Genomic DNA, 20,928 nt, shown 5'->3' on the forward strand with positions numbered 1-20,928 from the left:
AAATTACAACTCAGGAATATGAATCTCAACCTCGCGCTTCAACTCGGCCGAGCGAAGGAAGCCGTCCAAAATCGCCTGGCTGCGGACAATCTGCTCGCCAGGAATAGGAGCCGGTCCATTTTCCCTGACAGCTTGTACGAAGTCACGGACCTTCTCATGGAATAGATTCAACTTATGATCAATAAGCGGAATCTCACTGTGCGTATTATGCTTCTGAATATCATGGTACAGTGTAATCGATCCGACACGTCCGTCGAATACACCGCTCCATGGTCCTGTTCCGGCAGGAGTGATCTTCAGTCCGGCATCCGTGCCCAGGAACATCGTTGCGCCAAGCGTATCCATGTGCATCGCCCAGGAAATTTTGAAATTCATCACGATATCATTTTCGAAGCGAATCATCGCGACCCCGAAATCCTCGACTTCAAAAGCGGAAGCCTGTGGATGATAGAGCGGATTCGTTCCGAAATGATTGGAGGAGTAGGCCGATACGGACAGCGGTTTCGGGAAGCCGAGCGCATTAAGCGCCATATCCAGTGAGTAGGTCCCTATATCGACAACTGCCCCAGCGCCAGCCAAATCCTTGCGGATGAAAGTACCTTGCGGCATGCCGCGCCGTCTGCCACCGCCGGTCTCGACGTAATAGATTTTGCCGAGTTGGCCGGACTGCACCAGATCACGAACAAGCACTGTATTCGGGTCATAGCGCGGCTGGTAGCCGATGTTCAGCATCGCTCCGGTTTCTTTGGCGACTTGCGTCATATGAACAGCTTCATCTAGTGTAACAGACATTGGCTTCTCCAGCATAACCTGCTTGCCAGCGCGAAGCGCGTCAATAGTCGTCTGATAGTGTGCGACATTCGGCGTACAGATGCTGACAGCATCCAGATCGAGCTCCAGCAGTTTGCGGTGATCGTCAAAGGCTTGTGCTTCCGCCAGCCCTGTCTGCGCGATGAATTCCGCAGCTTTTCCCGGAATAATATCAGCTACAGCTGCGATAACCAGGTTATCCAGCTGACCGTATGCTTCAGCGTGAGCGCGTGCAATGCCGCCGCTGCCAATAATGCCAATCCGCAATTGTTTACTCATTGGGAAGTTGCCCTCCGTTTCGTAATGAAGTTTGATTGCGGTATTCGGACGGCGTCATGCCAAGCCGCTTGCGAAATACCGAGTGCAGATAATTCCCGCTGGCGAAACCTTCGAGAGCAGCAATGCTTTCCACAGAAAGGCCGCTGTCCTCAAGACGTCTGCATACTGCCTCCAGCCGAACGTCTTCTACAATGATGCTGAAGGAGCGCTGATCCGGCTGGGATTTAAAAATACGCTGCAATTGCCGAGAACTGATGTTCAGCTTCTCGGCGACGTCTTCCAGTGTAAGAGGACGATTATGATTTGCGCGAATATATTTCATTGCCAGGCGGTAGCGGATCGCATTCATATCCCTTGAAGGAAGACTGGGCTGAACTTTTCCAGTATCATAAGCGCGCACAGTCCTCAGCAGAATCTGGATAACCGCTTGCTTGATGGTCGTATAGGAACCGATGTAATTATCCAGGCTAGCCTGAAACGCCTCCAAAAAGCAGGGCATAGCCTGATACACATCCTCAGCAGGTTCTAGCGGCATCTCACGAATCTTGGATACACATTCATGAGCCTCCGCAATCTCCCACTGATCGGTAATTCCGATATTCCCTTCGGTACGTTCTTTAATATCCACATGAAGACACAACTCATACATCGCTTCATTAGAGTCTGCTTCCTGATAATGAACGACTCCCGGACCGGTCAAGTAGAGCATTCCGCGTTCCAGCGGAAATTCCCGCTCGCCTATGATAACCTTGCCCATGCCGCGGGGAATATAATGAAATTCGAATTCCTCATGCTTGTGATAACTGACGACTTTGCCTGGAAGGAAAGTCGCCAGATGGAAACGGAGGACGCGAATGTCGTAATTGCCCCACTGAATGCGCAAATCGAGCCGATCAAGCACTTCCATCCGGTCCTGCATCACTTCATAGAGGAAGCTATTCATGGTGTGGCGCCTCCGGCGGTAATTATGCTAAAGAAATCGTGCGCTTTTCCACATTCGAGTTGTTTGCAGCTTCCATAAGCTTGGACAGTTCAACCGCCAGGAAAATATTTTCATCAGCAGTAGTGCCATTCTCGATATGTGAAATCCATTGTTTATAAGCGCTCTCGCGATTTGCAGGGATTGGAAGCTCATGCCACGATTTAGCGTACTCTTCACCTTTGCGGTTTGTACGCAACAAGAGCTTTTCATCCGGCGTGCCGTACAGCAGCGTGCCTTCAGTACCTTGGATTTCTACAGTAAACGGCGAGTGGCTGTTTACAAATCCAGCTTCTACGATGCCTACTGCGCCGGATGGAGTTTTCAGCACAGCTACTGCATTATCTTCAACTTGTCTGCCAGTGACATAGCCGTATTGGGCAGTCAGAGATTCCGGGGCTTCTCCCAGGAACAGGCGAGTCAGATACATCGGGTGGCAGCCCAAATCAATCAGCGCGCCTCCCAGACAATCTTCCAGACTGTAAAAATGCTCAGGCAGCCAGTTCTCTAAAGCGCCGTTGTGCGACAAGCGAGCGCGTACTTGGGTGATCTTGCCCAGAAGCTGCTGATCCAGCACTTCGCGAATCGCCAGTGTGTATCCATCATTCAAACGCGGGAGGGATACCGTAAGCTTGACGCCGCTGTTGTTCACTTCCGCAACAATGTCCTCAGCTTCTTTTGCTGTAGGAGCAACAACTTTTTCAGTAAAGATATGTTTGCCTGCGCGCGCGGCTTTAACCATCACTTCATGGTGCAAACGAGTAGGCGCATCGACAATGACTGCATCGATGTCACTGGCAAGCAGGTCATCAAGCGAAGCATAGAACGGCACATTCAGCTTGTCTGCAGCTTCTTGTCCGCGTTTTGGGTCTTCATCCCACACTGCAACGATTTCGGAACCTGGATGCTCCTGTGCCTCTTTTGTATAATCCCAGGCATGAACATGCCAAAAGCTGATTTTACCTATTTTTAAAGTCAATTTAATCGCTCCTATCTTACAGGCCAATGTTTTGTATGCCAGCTTATTTTGGAGTCATACAGAGCCTATATATAATATTATGACATTTCGAAATAACTTTATCATATCTAATCCTTTATTTTAAGTATGAAATAACGACAATTATATTCAATATTACGACTTAGATTGAAAAAGATCAAGTTGTTTTCAAGAAAAAATATTGCATAAAATGTACAAAGTGGGGCAGGCCACTTAATGGTAGGAATAAAAGTTGAAGGGAGAAAACGCATAACCTATTGGTACGCAAGCGTGGAGAAGGGTGCCTGGTGCAAGTGGGAATCACTGCATCAGGCACCCTTGAAAAACGGGGATGAAGCTAACATCTTAAGTTATGAAAGTAAGGGGAGAATTAGCGAATTATTGCAATTGCTCCAATGTGAATTGTTCCCATTGTCCGCCATACGAAGGTCGGTTCGCATATAGCACAGGCGTACTCTGGCTGAGATCAACGCACACATATTGGTTATTGGCTAGCGCTTTGAGCGCTACAAGGCCATTGCCCACATTTTCAAGCTGGAATTTCTCCCATTGCTGAATGGTGTTCCCATTGGCAATCAGTCGACCGCCCTGATTCGGATTGGCTTGAACATAACGGTTGTTCGCCATCGAGAGGAAGGAGACGGTACCGTCCGGGTTGTTGATCATTTTGAACATTTCCCATCCGGATGCTTGTGTCCGGTCAGCGATCAACGGATTGTTTCCATAGTTGTCGGCGCTGACGTATCTCTGGTTCGCATTGGCTTTCAGTGCAGTCCAGGTAGCTGGCGTAGGAGCTTGCTGCGTATATTTTTTTACCAGATTAATAAGACTGGTGTTGGTATTGAAGTTGGAAGTGACGAATTGGTTCCATTTAGAAATAATAGTTGACGCACTGTCTGTATTCAGGTTTGGCGAAGGGTTGTTATTATTATTGTAATAACCCCAGTTGCCTCCACCCTTGACTTTATAGGTCCAGTTTGTCCAGGAAACGTTCAGAGCATTCAGTCCGGAAAGCCATTTTTCATATAGATCATTATGGTCAAAGGAGAATTCGCCTGCGTACACCGGAACATTCCAGTTGCGCTGGTAGGTCGTAATATTGCGAAGCCAGCGTTCGATTTCGGAATTGGTCAGATTCCAGTTAAACCAGTCTGCAAAATTGTAGTGGTGGGTCTGATAGACAACGTTGGTCCAGCCGTAGGTGGAAGGTGGAAGAGCGGCGAACCACTCAAAGAAAGCAGCGATCATGATGATGTGATCCGGGTCTTTCGCACGAACCGCTTTATATAGTCTGTCATAGAAGTCCATTTTTTGACGAACCTGGGCGGCATTTTCTCCGGCGCCGTTTGTTACGAGCGGCTCATTGAGCAGGTCATAGGCAGCAACAGTCGGATTGCCGTTGTAGCGTGTAGCGATGCGCTCCCAGATTTGAATCGTCCAGTTTTGATATGTTGAGTTGGTCCAGAGCTGATTCGAGTTTTCACGGCCGCAGGAATGCCATGGACAGTGGGCGCCCGGGGTGCCGTGCATATCAAGAATAACGTAAATGTTGCGGTTTCCGCTCTGTTCGATGAGCCAATCCAGTTTGCGGAAGGAGACGGAATCCGGCTTCATGTTGCCGCTGAGATCCATGAAGTCTTCCCAGTAGATTGGCACGCGTACAGCGTTCATGCCCATATTTTTAATATTGTCCAGGTCGCTGGCCTGAATCCAGATATCCTGATAGCTGTTCAGGAGATTTTGCGCCCCGGCTTCACCGAAGCGGCTGACCAATGTGCGCCGAAGCGTATATTCATCAACAGCACCGGCAGGGGTCATCCAGTTCTCTTGCAGCAGCCAGCCGCCGAGATTTGTTCCACGCAAATTGACAATATCTCCGTTCCCGAAATTATTCCGAATGACTGTGCCGTTTGCTTTTAGAAAATCATTTTGGCTAAATGCCGCCTCGACCTTAGCCGGCCCAATGAAGCCCAAAATGCTGCTGAGCAACAGAGCAGAGAAAGTGACGAGCAAGCTCTTCTTAAACATAATTTAACCTCCTGTTTTTCATTTTGATTTTCTTGATCTTGAAGCGGATTGTTTCTCGCGAGCACCTCCTTATTTTATATAAATTGAAAACGCTTCCAAATGAAGCTGATTTTATCATGACAGTTTTTAAACAAAAAAAACAGGTATCATTTTTTAGATTTACTCCTATTTTTTTCAATCTTTTCCTTTATACATGGAATTTCGACAAATGCGTCATTTTGTAGAATGCTTTGGACATTCGATAAAACGGCTACGTCATCAAAAAAATGACTCATATTTTACACCGCTTATAAAATTTATACTAAGAGCAGTTCCTGGCAACCTGCAATACGAGGAACAAAACATGATCAAACAAGGAGGGTGTACGTTTGAAGAGAAAGCTGGCGAAGTGGATCGCGATCCTGCTTGTCCTTCCGCTGCTGTCTGGAACAGTTCAGTTCGGGACAGCTTCGGCTGCCCCGGGAGACGAAGGCTTGCCGCCTTATCTGAATCCAGGCCGAAGCACGGAAGAGCGTGTGAAGGATTTGTTATCACGTATGACACTGGAGGAAAAAGCCGGTCAGCTCATTCAGGCTGAGCGGGCAAGCATTACCCCCGAAGAAGTCAGACGTTATTATGTCGGTTCGGTACTAAGCGGCGGCGGGTCATTCCCGAATAGCGTCGAGGCTGACAGCACGGCTGACAAATGGCGGAAGCTTGTAGATCAATATCATAGCGGAGCGCTGTCGACAAGGCTCGGCATCCCGATTCTGTACGGTGTGGATGGCATCCATGGGCATAACAATGTCATAGGAGCGACCTTGTTCCCGCACAATATCGGACTTGGCGCCGGCAACAACCCGGATCTTGTCCACAAGATCGGGGCAGCGACAGCCAAGGAAATTCAAGCGACAGGCGTGAACTGGAATTTCGCCCCGACGATTGCTGCCCCGGAAAATATCCGCTGGGGCCGCACCTATGAAGGCTACAGCGACAAACCTGAAATTTCCGCTGTGCTAGGCAGTGCCTACATTCTCGGCCTCCAGGACGGAGAGGGTCCAAGCTTCGGCAGAAAGGACCGTGTTGTCGGGACGGCCAAGCACTTTATCGGCGAGGGCTATACAGACAACGGAACCAACCAGGGGAATACAACTCATTACACTGAAGAAGAGATTCTAAAGAAAGACCTGGATATGTACAAACAGGCCGTTGATGCCGGTGTGCAGACCGTAATGGCGTCTTATCACAGCATCCAGGGACTGAAGATGCATGCTAATAAAAAGCTCTTGACCGATGTGCTGAAAGGTGAGCTTGGATTCCAGGGCTTTGTTATTAGTGATTACAACGCCATTCAGCAAATTACGAGAGATCAGGACGGCAATGCCGTCAGCGGACTGAAAAATCAGGTGCGCGCGTCCATTAATGCAGGCGTTGACATGCTGATGCTGACGGGAGATTGGAAAAATGCGCTGGCTCACATTATTTCACTTGTAAAAGAGAAAGCGATTACAGAGGAGCGGCTTGACGATGCGGTGACACGTATTTTGCGGGTCAAATTCGATTCCGGCGTGTTCGAATATCCGAAGAGCGACGGCGACCTTGCGCCTTTCTTCGGGGCGGAAAACCATCGCAAGCTGGCCAGTCAGGCCGTGTCGGAATCACTTGTATTGCTTAAAAATGATGAAGTAAACGGCAGTCCGATTTTGTCACAGCTGGGCGATGCGAAACGTATCTTTGTCGCAGGCAAAAATGCCGATAATATCGGCAACCAGTCTGGCGGCTGGTCCATTACTTGGCAGGGCAAGTCCGGCAACATTACAACGGGCGGTACAACGATCCTGCAAGGAATTAAAGACAAGGTAGGGGCGAATAACGTTACCTTCAACCTGCATGGCCGCGGGGCAGCAGGTCATGATGTAGCGATTGCCGTACTGGGCGAGACGCCTTATGCCGAATCTGCGGGCGACCGGTCTGAGCTGGGCTTGGATATGGCGGACCTGGCCACCCTTCAAAATGTTCGCGCTTCCGGCGTACCGACAATCGTCATTCTCGTCTCCGGCCGTCCGTTGCTTATTGCGGATCAGCTGAAAGATATGGATGCGCTGATTGCTGCATGGCTTCCAGGGACGGAAGGGCAGGGGGTTGCCGATGTATTGTTTGGCAATCATGATTTTACAGGTAAAAATCCGATTCGCTGGCCGTTTAGCATAACCCATGACTATCCGATCAAAAATTCCAGCAGCAGCAATTTGCTGTTCGATACCGGTTATGGCCTGACCAAAAGCCAGCCGACGCCTGTACTTCCGGTCAAGCCGGCCGAGCCGGAGGCGAAGTCGTACCCGATTCCGGGCAAGATTGAAGCCGAGGATTTCGCGGCCAAGAGCAGCGGCTTGAATACAGAGACGACCTCGGACGAAGGCGGCGGCTTGAATGTAGGCTGGTCTGCTGCAGGAGCGTGGCTGGAGTACAATGCAGATGTTAAGGAAGCGGGGACGTACCGCGTCGATTTCCGCGTTGCTGTTAACGCTGCCAATGCTTCGTTGCGCGTCAAACTGGCTGACGGAACAACAGCTGGCACCTTCCAGACGACAACATCAGGCGGCTGGCAGAGCTGGAAGACCGCGTCCCTCGAAAATGTGGTCATTCCAAAGGCGGGCAAGCAAAAGCTGCGCATCGAGTATGTAACAGGCGGCCTGAACTTTAACTGGATGCAGTTTACCCGCACGGGTGACGTACCTGATGGAGGCGTTGGAAATCCTGAATCGCCAAATAATGGCGAGCAGGGAGAAACGATTGCAGCCGATGCCGTAGAAGCGTGGGTAACCCGCGAGCGTGATCCGTCGGACCGCAGATGGTATTATGCGGATCGCTCTCACCAGGGAGATCCGAGGCTTACAAAGCAGGAGAATCTGGATTTGCAGAAGCCGGGCAGCGGGACAATGACAACGATTACACTTGACCCCGACAAAAAGTATCAGTCGATGCTCGGTATCGGAACCTCGATGGAGGAATCCACTGTCTATAACCTTGTCAAGATGTCCGAGGAAAAACAGCAGGAAGTGCTGCACAAGCTGTTCGACCCTGTGGACGGGGCTGGCATGAGTCTGGTACGCCTGACAATCGGCACGTCGGACTTTACAGCTCAAAAGTTCTATAGCTACAATGATCTGCCTCCGGGCGAAACGGACGTAGAACTGAAAAAGTTCTCCATCCAAAAAGATATTGATTTTGGCATCATACCGACAGTTAAGAAAATGCAGGCTATAAATCCGGACCTGAAGTTTTTCGCCTCCCCTTGGAGTCCGCCAGGATGGACCAAAACAACGGGAAGCATGGTTCGCGGCCAGATTATTGAAGAGTATCTGCCGGTTGTAGCCAAATATTATGTGAAATTCCTTGAAGCTTATGCGGAGCACGGAATTTATTTTGAAGCGATGACGCTGCAAAATGAACCGCTTCTGGAAATTGACTACCCAAGCACGCGCATGTCCTGGCAACAGACTGCCCGTCTAGCCAAGCTGATGCGCGCCGAATTGGATAAGCACAGCAACGAAAAAATCAAGCAAGTTAAATTGTGGATGTTCGACCATAACCCGGGCGACACCATGGCATTCCCGGCGCTGATTTTGCGCGATAATGTTGAAGGCGCGTATGATGCGGTTGACGGAACGGCATTCCACGATTACGGCGGCGAGCTGTCCATGATGTCGCAACTGCATGATATGTTCCCGGAGAAGAATGCTTACTTGACGGAGCGCGCAGTATGGGGAACTACGGGAGCCGACCGGATCGTACAATATTTCCGCAACTGGGCAAGAAGCTATAATACATGGGTGACCATGCTGGACAGCGATATCAACAAGCATCAGTGGGTCGGCATCCCAGACCCGACGCCGATTGTTCAGGATTCGTCGGACCGTGATAATTATTGGCTGCTGCCGGAATATTATCTGTTCGGCCAGTTCAGCAAATTTGTGAAGCCGGGCTATGTGCGGATCGACAGCAACTACGGTTCGGCAAATACGGTGACGAACGTTGCCTTTGAAAGTCCTGACGGCACTGAAATTGTAGTTGTTGCTGTCAACAGGACGGACGAGGCGCAGCCATTCAGAATTTTGGCGGATGGACAGCAAATTACAGCCAAGCTGCCTGCCAAGTCAGCAGGAACGTATCGTTGGAAACGCAGCGTGTCTCTTCCTGGTGAAGTAACAGCGACCGCCTTCACCAAAGCGGAAGGTGATTACAATGTGCATGCCGAAGGCTATGTCGAGATTGGCCATGAGGGCACAGGCGCTTCATTGAATTACACGGTCAATGTTCAAGAGGCTGGAAGCTATGAAGCCAAAATCAGATTGGCGGCGGAGGGAGCATCCGGCGAGGTGCAGCTGTATCTGGACAACAGCTCTGAACCGATCGCTTCAGTTCCGGTAATTGCTACAGATGGCGGACGCTTTGCGGAGACGAGAGTGCTTGCCAATCTTCCGGCAGGAAATCACAAACTGACCGTAAGAGCAAACGGAGCAGCCTATAAATTGAAATCGATTGCTTTTGCCAAACCATCGGAGGAAGCCACCCCATTGCCGGGTCTGCTCCAGGCGGACAGTTTCAAAACGGCAGATGGCGTACTTGCCGATGAGGATGGCGCTTATTATGGAACAGGAGGAAGCACGGCCACCTATAAGGTTGATGTTCCGGTCACAGGAGATTACGCGCTGACTTACCGCTATGCGGCTTCAGGCGATGCTGCAGTTGTGCTTTCAGCCGATGGCGAGCAACTCGATCCGACTGAACTTCCTTCTACCGGAGGTCTGGATAGCTGGGGCAGTGCCGAGACGACCGTACGCTTGAATGCGGGCGAACAGGTGCTGAGAATTAGCGCACAGGAAACAGGCAGCAAACTTCGTCTGAAATGGCTGGCAATCGGTCCTGTGCTGCAAATTGACAACCCTGTTATTTATGAAGGGGAAGAAGACAATCATTCATTCGAGGTTTCCCTTCTTGGAGGAACGTTCCAGGAGACGCTGGATCATTCCAAATGGGAATTAACCGGTTACGATGAAGGCACTTCAATTCGTTCTGTTGATCGCCTGAATGATACAACTGCGCGAGTCACGCTTCAGGGTACTCGCACGAAGGCATTTGACAAAGACAGAACGATTACGCTGAGTGTGGACCAATCAGAATTGACAGAGCCGCATTATGGAGGCAATGTTCGAATTTACGGTGTACTGAAGGCTGTAGTTGTCAACAGACCGGCTTATCTGGAAGTACTGGAGGGTCAAGTGCCTTATGGGCAAGATGCATTCAACCTGACGCTCAAGCTGGACGGCAGTGTCTTCGCCGCCGATAAGCTGGATCAAATTACGTTGTCGGGACCAGGTGTGACAAATGGATATATTGGAAGCAAGCATCCTCAACTGATTGACCCGAATACCGTACGGTTGACAATATTCCGGAATCCTTCGGTATTCTATGAAACGCTGGATCTGAATATTGAGGTGCCGGCCGACGTATTCACAGGCAGGACAGCATTGCATGCGAGTGTCAAGCTGGAGGGTACAGAGAAGAACGCAACGCCAGTGCCGCTGCTGCAATTGAATGCTGTTGACCAGTTCAACCGGATTCAAGGCATTGTCGTAACAGGCACAGGCAATCAGAGCAGATTGACCGAGATTGATACCGGTGACTGGATCGACTATTATGTGAACGTTCCGGAAGCGGGACAGTATACGGTCACGTTCACGGCGGCTTCCCGCGTATTAGCCAATAATGGCCTGCAGATCAAAACTGATAGCGGCAGTGGTTGGAAAGTTCAGGATCAAATTACTGTTCCGAATCTGTATGAGCAGGTTGCGGAAATACGCAGTACGCTTGATCTCCCGACAGGAGCTGTGAAAATTCGTCTTGAAGCTGCGGCTGGGGGCTATGAAATCCGTGGTATCCGTTTTGAAAAGCATGTTCCATTCAATCTGGAAAAGGGCCGGGAGCATACCATTCAGGCCGAAAGCTATTTCAAAGCCAATACAAATGCGATTCAGACGCAAACAGCGGGCTTTAAAAATGTTGGATTTACGATAGCAGGCTCGACTTTCTACTATGATCTTCAAGTGGAAGAAGCAGGCTATTACAAAGTTACTTACCGTTATGCTACCCAGCAGAATGGTGTTCGCTTCGCGCTGTCGGCAGGCGACTCGGAGCCTTATATTGTAGCTGCTCCGAACACTGGCAACTGGGCGACCTACAACGAGCTTGTTAGCGGAATCAAGCTGAATGCCGGCAGGCAGACGTTGAAGCTGACCATGCTCGGCGAAGGAGCCAATATTGACTGGTTCAAGCTGATTCCGGCCGAAGAAGAGCCGCAACAAGAAATTGGCGGAGAGGCCGAAATTCCGAAAAGCTCGCTGAAGCCAGGCATTTATAGCGAAACGAAGAGAATTGAGCTGAGTTCAGCAACGCCAGGCGCGAAAATTTACTATACACTGGACGGTTCACTGCCAACGGCAGAGCACGGCCAACTGTATAAAGAGCCGCTGACATTGAGCGAAACTATCGTACTTCGTACCATTGCAATCAAACCAGGTGCGGCAAACAGTTTCGTCTCTGCATTCACTTATATAGTGAAGGAAGCGGAGCCTGGACGTGCCGCGGCGCCAACCGCTTCTCCGGTACCAGGCACCTATTCTTCGGCCCAGAAGGTAACCTTGACTTCTGCCACTGAGGAAGCACAGATTTACTACACGCTCGACGGATCTCAGCCAACTGAATCCAGCACCGAATATACGGGCAGTCTGGATGTGAAGAAATCGGTCGTTATTAAAGCGATTGCGGTTAAGGAAGGGCTTGAGGCTAGTGAGACTGCTGTGTTGTCCTACACGATCAACTCGGCGCCATATTATCCTTCGCAGCCGGTAACTCAGCCGGAAACGGATAAGCCGGACGAAGAAACACCTGAAACAGGCACTAAAGATGGCCAAATTTCACTCTCCGATCCGAAGCTGGATACAGCGACAGGAGTAGCCAAAGCTTCTGTATCCGAGAAGGAACTGAATGAGGCTGTTCAATCAGCAAAACCTGACAATAAGGGCATCAAGCGGATAGCCATTCAGATCCCTGCTGTATCTGAAGCTAACGGTTATGAACTTGAGCTGCCATCAGCGGCGCTGACTGCCGGCAAATCTGCCATCAGACTGCAAATCGACACGGCAACCGGTCAGTTGCTCATTCCGGACACGGTGCTTGCCGGGCTGAACCTGAGCGAAACGGATCAAGTAAGCGTCATTATTGCGAAGGCTTCTGCGAATGATCTACCGGATAGCATCCAGGCAGCAGTTGGTGAACGTCCTGTAATCAAACTGAGCTTTGCTGTGAACGGGAAGATCATCGAATGGAGCAACCCGCAGGCGCCTGTTCAAGTAAAGGTTCCTTATAAGTCCGGTGCTGCCGATCAAGCCGTCAGCGAGTTGCTGTCCATCAGACATGTTGCGGGCAAAGGCGCAGTGACGTCTGTCTATGACGGCAAATACAGCGCAGCCAGCGGAGCAGTGCAGTTTACAGCAGTTCAGGATGGATGGTACGCTGTTGTTTACGAGCACAAGACTTTCAATGATCTTGGCAACCATTCATGGGCACAGCAAGCAATTGAAGTGCTGGCAGCCAAAGGCATCATTAACGGCGTATCGGACAACAGCTATGCGCCGCGGCAAGACGTGAAGCGAGCCGATTTCGCATTGTTGCTCGTCAAGGCGCTCGGCCTCACGGGAACAGCATCAGCCAGCTTTACAGATGTGCAAGAAGGCAGCTACTACTACGAAGCGGTAGGCATTGCCCATAGTCTGGGGATCGTAAACGGCAAGGCAAATGGAGGTTTTGATCCAAATGCGCCGGTTACCCGCCAGGAAATGTTCGCGATGGTTGCAAGAGCGCTGAAACTGACGGATAAGGAACTTGTTCCGGCCGACAGCAATTCGCTCGCCAGCTTCCAGGATCTCTCCAGCCTTGCTTCCTATGCAAAAGAAGGAGCGGCATTGCTTGCAGCAAATGGCATTGTTAAGGGCAGCGGCTCCAAGCTAAACCCGCTCGGCCTTACAACAAGGGCAGAAGCAGCACAACTGATTTACGAGATTTATAAACGGTAAATGGTCAAATAAGAAGCAGCAGGAGCGTCATCCTGCTGCTTCTTTCATTATTTTCATGCCTAGAAGTTTCATGCTTACAAGTACGGGGAATCGTTTCGTTTCCTCATTCAGTGTCCGAGAATATGGATTGTACAGATCAAAAAACATAAAAGTAACAGAATAAGGTATTGTTATAGAAGTTATTGTTGTAAAATGAAAAACAAAACGAAAGAATCACAGTAATAACAAGAAGAGCGGGTTATTATGAACAAAATGATGATCGGCCTAAGCAGAATGATTCGAAATAAGCTCTCCTAAATGGGGGAGTTTCTTGATGGTATCGATAAAAATAGGAAAGTACAGGGAATAAGGGAATAACCCAAGGAGGAAGAAGCGTATGTCAACCGTTAAGCTGCCAAGAGAACAGAAACTGCAACTCGTAGAACGGATCCAGTATTACTTTGAAATGGAGTTGTCCCAAGAAATGGGTCAGTTGGCTGGGGAAAATCTGCTTGATTTTATGATCAAGGAACTGTCGCCTTATTTGTACAATCAGGCGATGGCGGATGCCCGCAGCGTTATTGGAGAGAGAATGGCCTCAATCGAGGAAGAACTGTATGCGCTAGAGAAGCCTGTTGCAAGGTGACGTTAAGCTTGTTGCGCAAGGTTAGCTTATTTGGTTAGCAGATCAGGGATCAGGCCGGGCAGCAAGTTCAATTTCCTAAGAAAGAGATGCGGCCGCCAGCCTAGCTGGTCGGCAACGAAGATATGGCAGCTGCCCGAGGGGGAATTCTATATGTGAATTCCATATACGAGTAAGTTTTGGATTTTTTTTCATTTTGTCTGAGCGATATTCTCCTTTTTTTATGAGTCTCAATAATGAATTTTGATTCACTATTAGGGTGGATTTTTTGAGAAAGATATATCGACATTATAAGTATGGATAAAAAAACCATGAAATCAAATTGTTTTTCTGATCGTGGGATTGACGGGGCGGCATCCGGGTCTCATCTAGGCGGAAGCACCGATACCGATGGTGGTTGAAGGGTGTGCCTCCATTTTTTATATTGGAATAGTGAATGGGGGTTCATTTATGCAAGTGCTAAAAGATGAAGTGCGCAACTCGATATTACGCTGTGCGAGGACTGTGTTTTTGGATCGAGGGTTCGGCAAAACTTCGATGAAAGATATTGCGGCGAAAGCCGGGGTTGCCGTCGGTAATTTGTATCGTTACTTTCCCAATAAAGAGTATTTGTTCGATGCTGTCGTTTCCCCGGTTTATGATCAGCTTATGGAATTGATGATCGTGAATGAGCAGGAATTTATTGATGCCGCCGGGGTCATCGATCGTCTCAGCCATATTTTCGCAGAGCTAGCATATGAGAACAGGGAAGGGCTGCTCATTTTACTGTACAAAAGTTCGGGAACGCCGTTCGCTGGCACGAAAGAGGAATTTATTATTCGCTTGACGGAACAGATGGATACGCATTTGTATGAATATAATCGAAAGCATTCGTCTGACCCGCTGGACTTGCTTATATCAAGGCCGATTGCTATAGCCTTTCTTGAAGGCTATTTCGATATTATACGCACCTTTAACAGCCGCAACGTGATCCAGGAGGCGACGAAACATTATATTGCCGTCTGGTTTATGGGGCTGAAGGCTGTGCTATAGTTTGTTTTCCGATGTATCGGCTCGTCGCCTGTGGGCCTTTTCGCTTCCATGGCTAGGCTCCGCAGCAGCCAGGGAACCAGGGACCAGCTACGGGGCTGTGATGAAACTCTGGCACAGCCCCTCTCAAACCTCATAGAGCGCAGGCAGACTGTGAAGCATCCATCCTATTGACTATGTATTGACTATGCCTAATGCGCAACCGGGTAGTTCTTCTGATATTGCGTAGGGGTCATGCCGGTCCACTTCTTGAACGTGGAGCTGAAATGCCGCTCCTCCTGGTAACCGACCAATTTGGCAACGGCGTAAATCTTATACTGCTGGCGCAAATATTCCTTGGCCTTTTCAACCCGGTACTGGTGCAGGTAGTCCAGGAAATTAATGCCCAGTTCCTGCTTGAACAGTGAACTGAGATAGGAGTTGCTGACGAATACTTCCTTGGAGGCGCTATCGAGCGTCAGATTGGTGGCGTATTTGGCTTTGATCAGATCGAGCGTTGCTTGCACGGTGCGGTGAAGCACTTTCTGAGATAAGACGCCGACAATTTGCTGGAGGGTCCGCTGGAGGACGGAGGCGACATCGTCCAAGGTTTCCAGCTTGGCCAACTGATCCGCCGGCACCAGATCACCGGGCCAGTCCGGGGAAGCGGTGTAGCGCTCCCGCATCCATTTTTGCAGCTCCCAGACCAGATTGGAAGCGCGGAGGTTGACTTCTTCTTTTGTGTGATGAGGATTCTGCCGCAGATAGCTTAGCCATTCCTCCAATGTATCGACGGATTGCTCGTAGCTTTCATTCTGCAACTGGAGCAGAAGGTTTTTCTCCGTTTGGTCCAGATAAGGGTGATCGTGCAGCAACTGCTCCGGGTCTGCTGCGTCAGACTCTGTATACATATAAATACCGCCCCGCCCTCTGTAAAACCGGGCTGACATCGCCTGTGAGACCTCTTGATAGGCGAGATGCAAGGTCATTATGTTGTGTGAGGCGGAGCTGACAGCAAGGCTGGCTGTATGCTGCAAATAACGTCTAAGATTGGACTGCACAAGCTGCAGGCCGTCTGAGAGCCGCAGGCCGCCGCTTGATCCTTGATGGCTGAGCGGCCCGCCGACCCAAACGATATCGTCCTGGTAGACAAACGTCTCCAATCGGCCGACATAAACATCCTTGAGCGATTCATAAGTAATATTCAGCGCAGCATAGCGGAACAACTCGGCATCCTGAACGCTCCAATTTGCGGCTTTTTGCCGGGGCTGCTCCAGCCGCACGGCTCCGACCTGAATGCCGTCCTGCTGTCCCAGCGCGATGCCGAACTCCTGCATCATATCGGCGCGGTCCTCCAGCGGGAGCGGGGCAAGCTTGATCCATCCCGACAGCACCTGGGCTTTGAGCAGGGGAATGTTCTTGTTCCAGCTGTGGCTAAGGTCATCGATTCGCCGTCCCTTTTGTTCCTCCAGCTCCTTCTTCTGTTTGATCTTCATAATGACACGCAATATATCCTGAGGCATGCACGGTTTGAGCAGATAATCCTCGACGCCGAGTTTGATTGCCTCCTGCGCATACTGGAATTCGTCGTAGCCGGTCAACAGCACGGCATAGAAGTCGAGTCCCGCCACCTTGGCCTCGGAGATCAGCTCCAACCCGTTCATGACCGGCATGGTAATATCGGTGAGTACAAGATCGGGCTTCTCCTGGAGCATGCATTCCAGCGCCTCACGGCCGTTTTCCGCTTCGCCCATGATTTGGACTCCGTAATCATTCCAGTCGACCATGTTGATGATTCCTTGACGGAAAGAGGGTTCATCCTCTACCACTAGCAGTTTTAACGGCATGCTGTATTACCTCCCCAGTTTTAATTTGATCGTAATCCGTGTTCCTGCGCCATGCCGGGTATCAATGTCCATGCTGGACTGTTCATCGAATAATTGCAGTCTTTCCTTGACGTTAATCAATGCAATTCCCGAGCCGCTGCCTTCCGGACGGAACGGCAGGGAGGGCCTGGCGAGCCGCTGCCGAAGTGTCTCGGCCTGCTCAGGCGTCATGCCTTTGCCGTTATCCGTCACTTGCAGCACGACCCAATCCTCCTCTTGACAGGCGCGCACGCTAAGGTGCCCACTGCCGTCAAGCGGCTCAATGGCATGAACGATTGCATTCTCGACAAGCGGCTGCAGAAGCAGCTTCGGCAGCTCGAAATGCCGCAGTGAAGGCGCAAGCTCAATATCAAAATGCAGGCGGGAAGCATACCGCTTCTTTTGAATAAACAGATAATGCGAGACCAGTTCAAACTCCTTCTCCAACTGGATGAAATCCTGGCCGCTGTTCAGACTGAGTCTGAACACCTGTGACAAAGAAACGACCAGCTCGGAAATTTCCTTATCGCCCTTTTGAACAGCACTCCAGTTGATCATATTCAGTGTATTGTACAAAAAATGAGGATTGATTTGAGATTGGAGCGCTTTCAGCTCCGCTTCCTTCTGCTTGAGCCGGGAAAAGTAGACATCGTCGATCAGTGTTTTGATGCGCTGGACCATCGTATCGTACCAGTAGCCGAGCCGCCCGATCTCGTCATTGCCGGTGAAATTGACGCGCTGGGTAAAATCGCCATGCTGCAGCGCTTTCATCGAACGGATGAGCGTTCGCAGCGGGTTCGTTACAATTCGAGCCATAATCCAGGTGAGTGCAATCATGACGAACGATACGACGAGGGCAATAATCAATGTGATGGACCGGATACTGCTCAGTTCCGACAGCAGGCTTTCCCGGTCTTGGATGACAACAGCTTGCCATCCCGTGACTGTCGACAACGCTTTGGTAACGAGATATTCATCGTCCAAGCTGCTGTCTGAGGGGAAGGGCAACTCGTCCGCAGGCTTGCCGACCCACTTGAGGCTGGAAGCAGCGACGACAATCCCTTGCTCATTCACTATGTATTGGAAAGCGCTATCACTGCTGTCGTACAAAATTTTGCTCAAATGATCGGCATCCATGCCGATGATCAACAGCCCGTTCGTCTGAAAGCTGTAAAAATCTTTGAATGATTTGATGAGCACAATTTTGTGATGATAATCGCCGGGAATGATGCCGTCCGAGGGCCGGAACAAATCCCAGATAAGCTGTCCGGACGCTGCCTGCAGCCGGGCATAGAACTCGCTCTTGCGAAAGGCCTCAAGCGTAATTGCATTGGCAATGCCGACCTGGCTGATGAAAAACGGATATACCGGCTCATCTCCGACGGGATCCGGGTATAGAATAACGGATTGAATCGTATTTCCGGTAACCATGAGGGGGACCAAATTTTTGAAGAGCTGATCGCGATTTTTGCGGGTGTCCTTGCTGATGACCATGCTCTGAACAACGGGATTAATAAACAAATAATTCGAAAAATTGAGCATATCTTTGGCGACATAGTCCAGTTGGTCTCTTGTTTTGCTTGCCATATGATTCTGTGAATCTTTGATCTTGGCAACCACTTGATTAGAGGCGATATAGTAGGAAAACATGCCGGTCAGTCCCACTGTTGCAATAAGCAGCGGAATGACCATAGCAAGCAGCTTTTGCTGAAAGGATAGATTGCGGAAGAAATGAACCGGACGGCCTCGAATTTTCATGGCTGGTCTCTTTTCCCCCTGCCTTAAAGTCTGATATGTTCTCTGATTCAAGTATATAAAGAATAATAGGAAATGGACATAGATTTTGGATAAATTCAAAAAAATACGTCATTCATCTAAATAATCGGTCATTCTCCCTCCTGTAAAAAGCCGTTATAGTAGGTACCAGAGCAGGCACGAACCTGATCAAAATTGCAGCGATAAGGTGGGTTAACGATGAAAAGAGCATTGATACTGGTCATGATGTTTGCATTGACGGGCATGCTGCTGGCAGCATGCGGGGGGAACAAAGAAACGACTCCGACGAATCAGCCTCCGCAGACGAACAAGGAGGGGGGGGCGAACACCAAGCCGGAAGGAGAGCAGGTCAAGCTGAAGTTTTTTAGCGCACTTGCCGACCGTTCCAATGGCCCGGGAAAAATCGAGCAAAACCTGATTGACGCCTACATGAATGATAACCCGAATGTGAAGATTGAGGTGGAAGCCCTTCAGGATGAGCCTTACAAAGCGAAGATGAAAGTATACGCCTCTTCCAACGATATTCCGGATATTATTCAGTCTTGGGGCCAAGCATCCTTCATCAAGCCGCTTATTAATGCCGGATTGTTGCTGGAGTTGAATGAAGCGGATTTTGCCTCCAGCAAGTTTGTAGCGGGCGCGACAGATGGCTTCTCCCAGGACGGCAAGTTGTATGGACTGCCTCGCAACACGGATTTCTTTGTTGTCTATTACAACAAAAAGCTGTTTGAAGATCATGGCGTGAAGGTGCCGGGGACGACTCAGGAGCTGAAGGAAGCGGCTGCGGCACTCAGAAAAGCCGGTGTTAATCCAATCGCTTCCAACGGAATGGATGGCTGGTCACTGCCGATCTGGTTCGAATATGTTGCGCAGCGTCATAACGGGGATTTCAATAAGATTGATGCTGTATTGAACGGTCAAGCAACATTCTCCGGCGACGCGGACTTCTTGGCTGCTGCAACAGAGTTTCAGGAGTTTGCGGTTATCAAAGGCTTGGCGGATGGATTTATTACAGCCGACTATGGCACTTCCCGCAATATGTTTGGCCAGGGCCAAGCGGCTATGTATCTGATGGGCAACTGGGAAGCCGGTCTTGCTACTGATGAGAACTTCCCGGAAGATTTCCGCAACAATGTTGGCGCGATCCCTTACCCGGCTTCGGATAAAGGAAAAACAACCGACGTAGCGGCATGGTTCGGCGGCGGCTATTCGGTAGCCAAGAACAGCAAACATCCGGAAGAAGCGGTTAAATTCCTGCAATATTTCTTCGCTCCGGAAAACTGGGCGAAGCAGCTCTGGCAGACTGGAAGCGGCACGCCTGCGCAAAATTTCGATGAGTTCCTGACAGGCGATGAGACAGAGCTGCAAAAGCAACTGATCGGCATTTTCAGTTCCATTTCAAGCTCCAGCGGCACGCCGGTACAAGATAATGGAACCGATGAATTCAAAACAAAGGTTATGGAAGCGCACCAGAACCTGCTCAGCCAGTTGATTACCCCGGAAGCATTCCTGAAGGAACTGGATGCGGCAGTAGCTCTGATCAAGTAAAGGCGGAATTAACATGCACAAATTAATGAGCAACCGATGGACGATTACCTGGCTGGTTGCACCAGGACTTACCTTGTTCCTGTTCATGGTCTGCTTTCCGATTCTGATGAGCGTCTACTACGGAACAACCAACTGGACGGGACTTGGAGAATATCAGAGCGTAGGGTTCGCCAATTATCAAAAGGTGTTGTTCGACGACCCGATCTTCTGGCGCTCCTTATGGAATGCGCTGCTGCTCCTGCTTGCAACGTTGCTTCTCCAGCACCCGGTTGCCATTTTATTCGCGATCCTGATTACACGCGCCGGGCGGCTGGAGAAGACATTCCGCACGATTTTCTTCATCCCGGCGGTCATCTCCATTGTGGTCACCTCCAAGATGTGGGTGAGCGTCTTCCATCCGAGCTATGGCGTGCTGAACAAGGTGCTGGAGCAACTGGGTCTCGCCTCGCTCAAACAGGATTGGCTGGGCGATCCGTCCGTTGCCATCTGGAGCCTGATCTTCGTTATCATGTGGCAGGGCTTCGGCTATGCGCTGCTCCTGTACTATGCGGGCTTGCAGGGCATACCAAAGGACTTGTATGAGGCAGCCGAACTGGATGGAGCGGGCAAGGTGACACTGTATACCCGTGTCGTAGTCCCGCTGCTGTCTCCCATGATCCGGGTAGCAGTTATTATCGCGGTGACGACTTGTCTCAAGCAGATGGAGACGGTCTTCCTGATGACGAACGGCGGTCCCGGCAGTACGACGCAGTTTTTGGGCAACTACCTGTACAAGACAGCGTTCAGTTCATCTCTGTATGGTTACGGAAATGCGATTTCTGTCATATTCGTTATTATTTGTCTCATCATTACCGTTATCATGAACCGTGCTTTGAAAAAAGATGTCGGGCAATTTTAGAAAG

At 50.0% G+C, this 20,928-nt stretch carries 11 protein-coding genes; 5 read left to right on the plus strand and 6 right to left on the minus strand.

Annotation, left to right across the window (positions count from 1 at the left end):
• Positions 1–3: 3 nt before the first annotated feature.
• From JFN88_RS15670 to JFN88_RS15685, 4 genes are all read right to left on the minus strand, one after another.
• The gene (locus tag JFN88_RS15670) at positions 4–1,089 is read right to left on the minus strand and encodes a Gfo/Idh/MocA family protein (protein ID WP_199020204.1); all 1,086 of its coding nucleotides are present in this window, start codon (positions 1,087–1,089) and stop codon (positions 4–6) included.
• Complete coding sequence (locus JFN88_RS15675) at positions 1,082–2,032, minus strand: helix-turn-helix domain-containing protein (RefSeq protein ID WP_199020205.1); 951 nt, start codon at positions 2,030–2,032, stop codon at positions 1,082–1,084. The genes JFN88_RS15670 and JFN88_RS15675 overlap by 8 nt, the downstream gene beginning before the upstream one ends.
• Before the next feature lie 22 nt (positions 2,033–2,054).
• Positions 2,055–3,047, minus strand: a complete 993-nt coding sequence (locus JFN88_RS15680; protein WP_199020206.1) for a Gfo/Idh/MocA family protein — start codon at positions 3,045–3,047, stop codon at positions 2,055–2,057.
• Between the two features lie 396 nt (positions 3,048–3,443).
• Positions 3,444–5,093, minus strand: a complete 1,650-nt coding sequence (locus JFN88_RS15685) for a glycoside hydrolase family 5 protein (RefSeq protein WP_199020207.1) — start codon at positions 5,091–5,093, stop codon at positions 3,444–3,446.
• A 368-nt stretch (positions 5,094–5,461) separates the two neighbouring features.
• Between JFN88_RS15685 and JFN88_RS15690 the strand changes: the two genes are divergently transcribed.
• From JFN88_RS15690 to JFN88_RS15700, 3 genes are all read left to right on the plus strand, one after another.
• Positions 5,462–13,207, plus strand: coding sequence for a glycoside hydrolase family 3 N-terminal domain-containing protein (locus JFN88_RS15690; RefSeq protein ID WP_233167922.1), 7,746 nt, complete (start codon positions 5,462–5,464; stop codon positions 13,205–13,207).
• Between the two features lie 376 nt (positions 13,208–13,583).
• Entirely contained in the window at positions 13,584–13,832 is a 249-nt protein-coding gene (locus tag JFN88_RS15695; protein WP_199020208.1) for a DUF2164 domain-containing protein, read from the plus strand.
• Positions 13,833–14,279: 447 nt separating this feature from the next.
• Positions 14,280–14,861 carry a TetR/AcrR family transcriptional regulator gene (locus JFN88_RS15700; protein WP_199020209.1) on the plus strand — a complete coding sequence of 194 codons (582 nt, stop codon included), beginning with the start codon at positions 14,280–14,282 and terminating at the stop codon, positions 14,859–14,861.
• A gap of 188 nt (positions 14,862–15,049) precedes the next feature.
• Here JFN88_RS15700 and JFN88_RS15705 read toward each other — a convergent pair whose 3' ends face one another.
• Both JFN88_RS15705 and JFN88_RS15710 read right to left on the minus strand, forming a co-directional pair.
• Positions 15,050–16,684, minus strand: coding sequence for a response regulator transcription factor (locus JFN88_RS15705; protein WP_199020210.1), 1,635 nt, complete (start codon positions 16,682–16,684; stop codon positions 15,050–15,052).
• A 6-nt stretch (positions 16,685–16,690) separates the two neighbouring features.
• Positions 16,691–18,460: a cache domain-containing sensor histidine kinase gene (locus tag JFN88_RS15710; RefSeq protein WP_199020211.1), complete on the minus strand. Its 1,770-nt coding sequence runs from the start codon at positions 18,458–18,460 to the stop codon at positions 16,691–16,693.
• A 216-nt stretch (positions 18,461–18,676) separates the two neighbouring features.
• On the opposite strand from JFN88_RS15710, the gene JFN88_RS15715 reads away from it, so the two are divergent.
• Positions 18,677–20,026, plus strand: a complete 1,350-nt coding sequence (locus tag JFN88_RS15715) for an ABC transporter substrate-binding protein (RefSeq protein WP_199020212.1) — start codon at positions 18,677–18,679, stop codon at positions 20,024–20,026.
• Positions 20,027–20,039: 13 nt separating this feature from the next.
• Positions 20,040–20,924: a carbohydrate ABC transporter permease gene (locus tag JFN88_RS15720; protein WP_199020213.1), complete on the plus strand. Its 885-nt coding sequence runs from the start codon at positions 20,040–20,042 to the stop codon at positions 20,922–20,924.
• The last annotated feature ends 4 nt before the right edge of the window (positions 20,925–20,928 follow it).

This window comes from Paenibacillus roseus (genome assembly GCF_016424485.1).
GTDB classification, from domain to species: domain Bacteria; phylum Bacillota; class Bacilli; order Paenibacillales; family Paenibacillaceae; genus Paenibacillus_D; species Paenibacillus_D roseus.

Excerpts from the sequence above, each read along its gene's own strand:
- JFN88_RS15670 (WP_199020204.1), bottom strand. The coding sequence starts at position 1,089 with ATGAGTAAACAATTGCGGATTGGCATTATTGGCAGCGGCGGCATTGCA.
- JFN88_RS15720 (WP_199020213.1), top strand. The coding sequence starts at position 20,040 with ATGCACAAATTAATGAGCAACCGATGGACGATTACCTGGCTGGTTGCA.
- JFN88_RS15700 (WP_199020209.1), top strand. The coding sequence starts at position 14,280 with ATGCAAGTGCTAAAAGATGAAGTGCGCAACTCGATATTACGCTGTGCG.
- JFN88_RS15715 (WP_199020212.1), top strand. The coding sequence starts at position 18,677 with ATGAAAAGAGCATTGATACTGGTCATGATGTTTGCATTGACGGGCATG.
- JFN88_RS15710 (WP_199020211.1), bottom strand. The coding sequence starts at position 18,460 with ATGAAAATTCGAGGCCGTCCGGTTCATTTCTTCCGCAATCTATCCTTT.
- JFN88_RS15685 (WP_199020207.1), bottom strand. The coding sequence starts at position 5,093 with ATGTTTAAGAAGAGCTTGCTCGTCACTTTCTCTGCTCTGTTGCTCAGC.
- JFN88_RS15675 (WP_199020205.1), bottom strand. The coding sequence starts at position 2,032 with ATGAATAGCTTCCTCTATGAAGTGATGCAGGACCGGATGGAAGTGCTT.
- JFN88_RS15705 (WP_199020210.1), bottom strand. The coding sequence starts at position 16,684 with ATGCCGTTAAAACTGCTAGTGGTAGAGGATGAACCCTCTTTCCGTCAA.
- JFN88_RS15695 (WP_199020208.1), top strand. The coding sequence starts at position 13,584 with ATGTCAACCGTTAAGCTGCCAAGAGAACAGAAACTGCAACTCGTAGAA.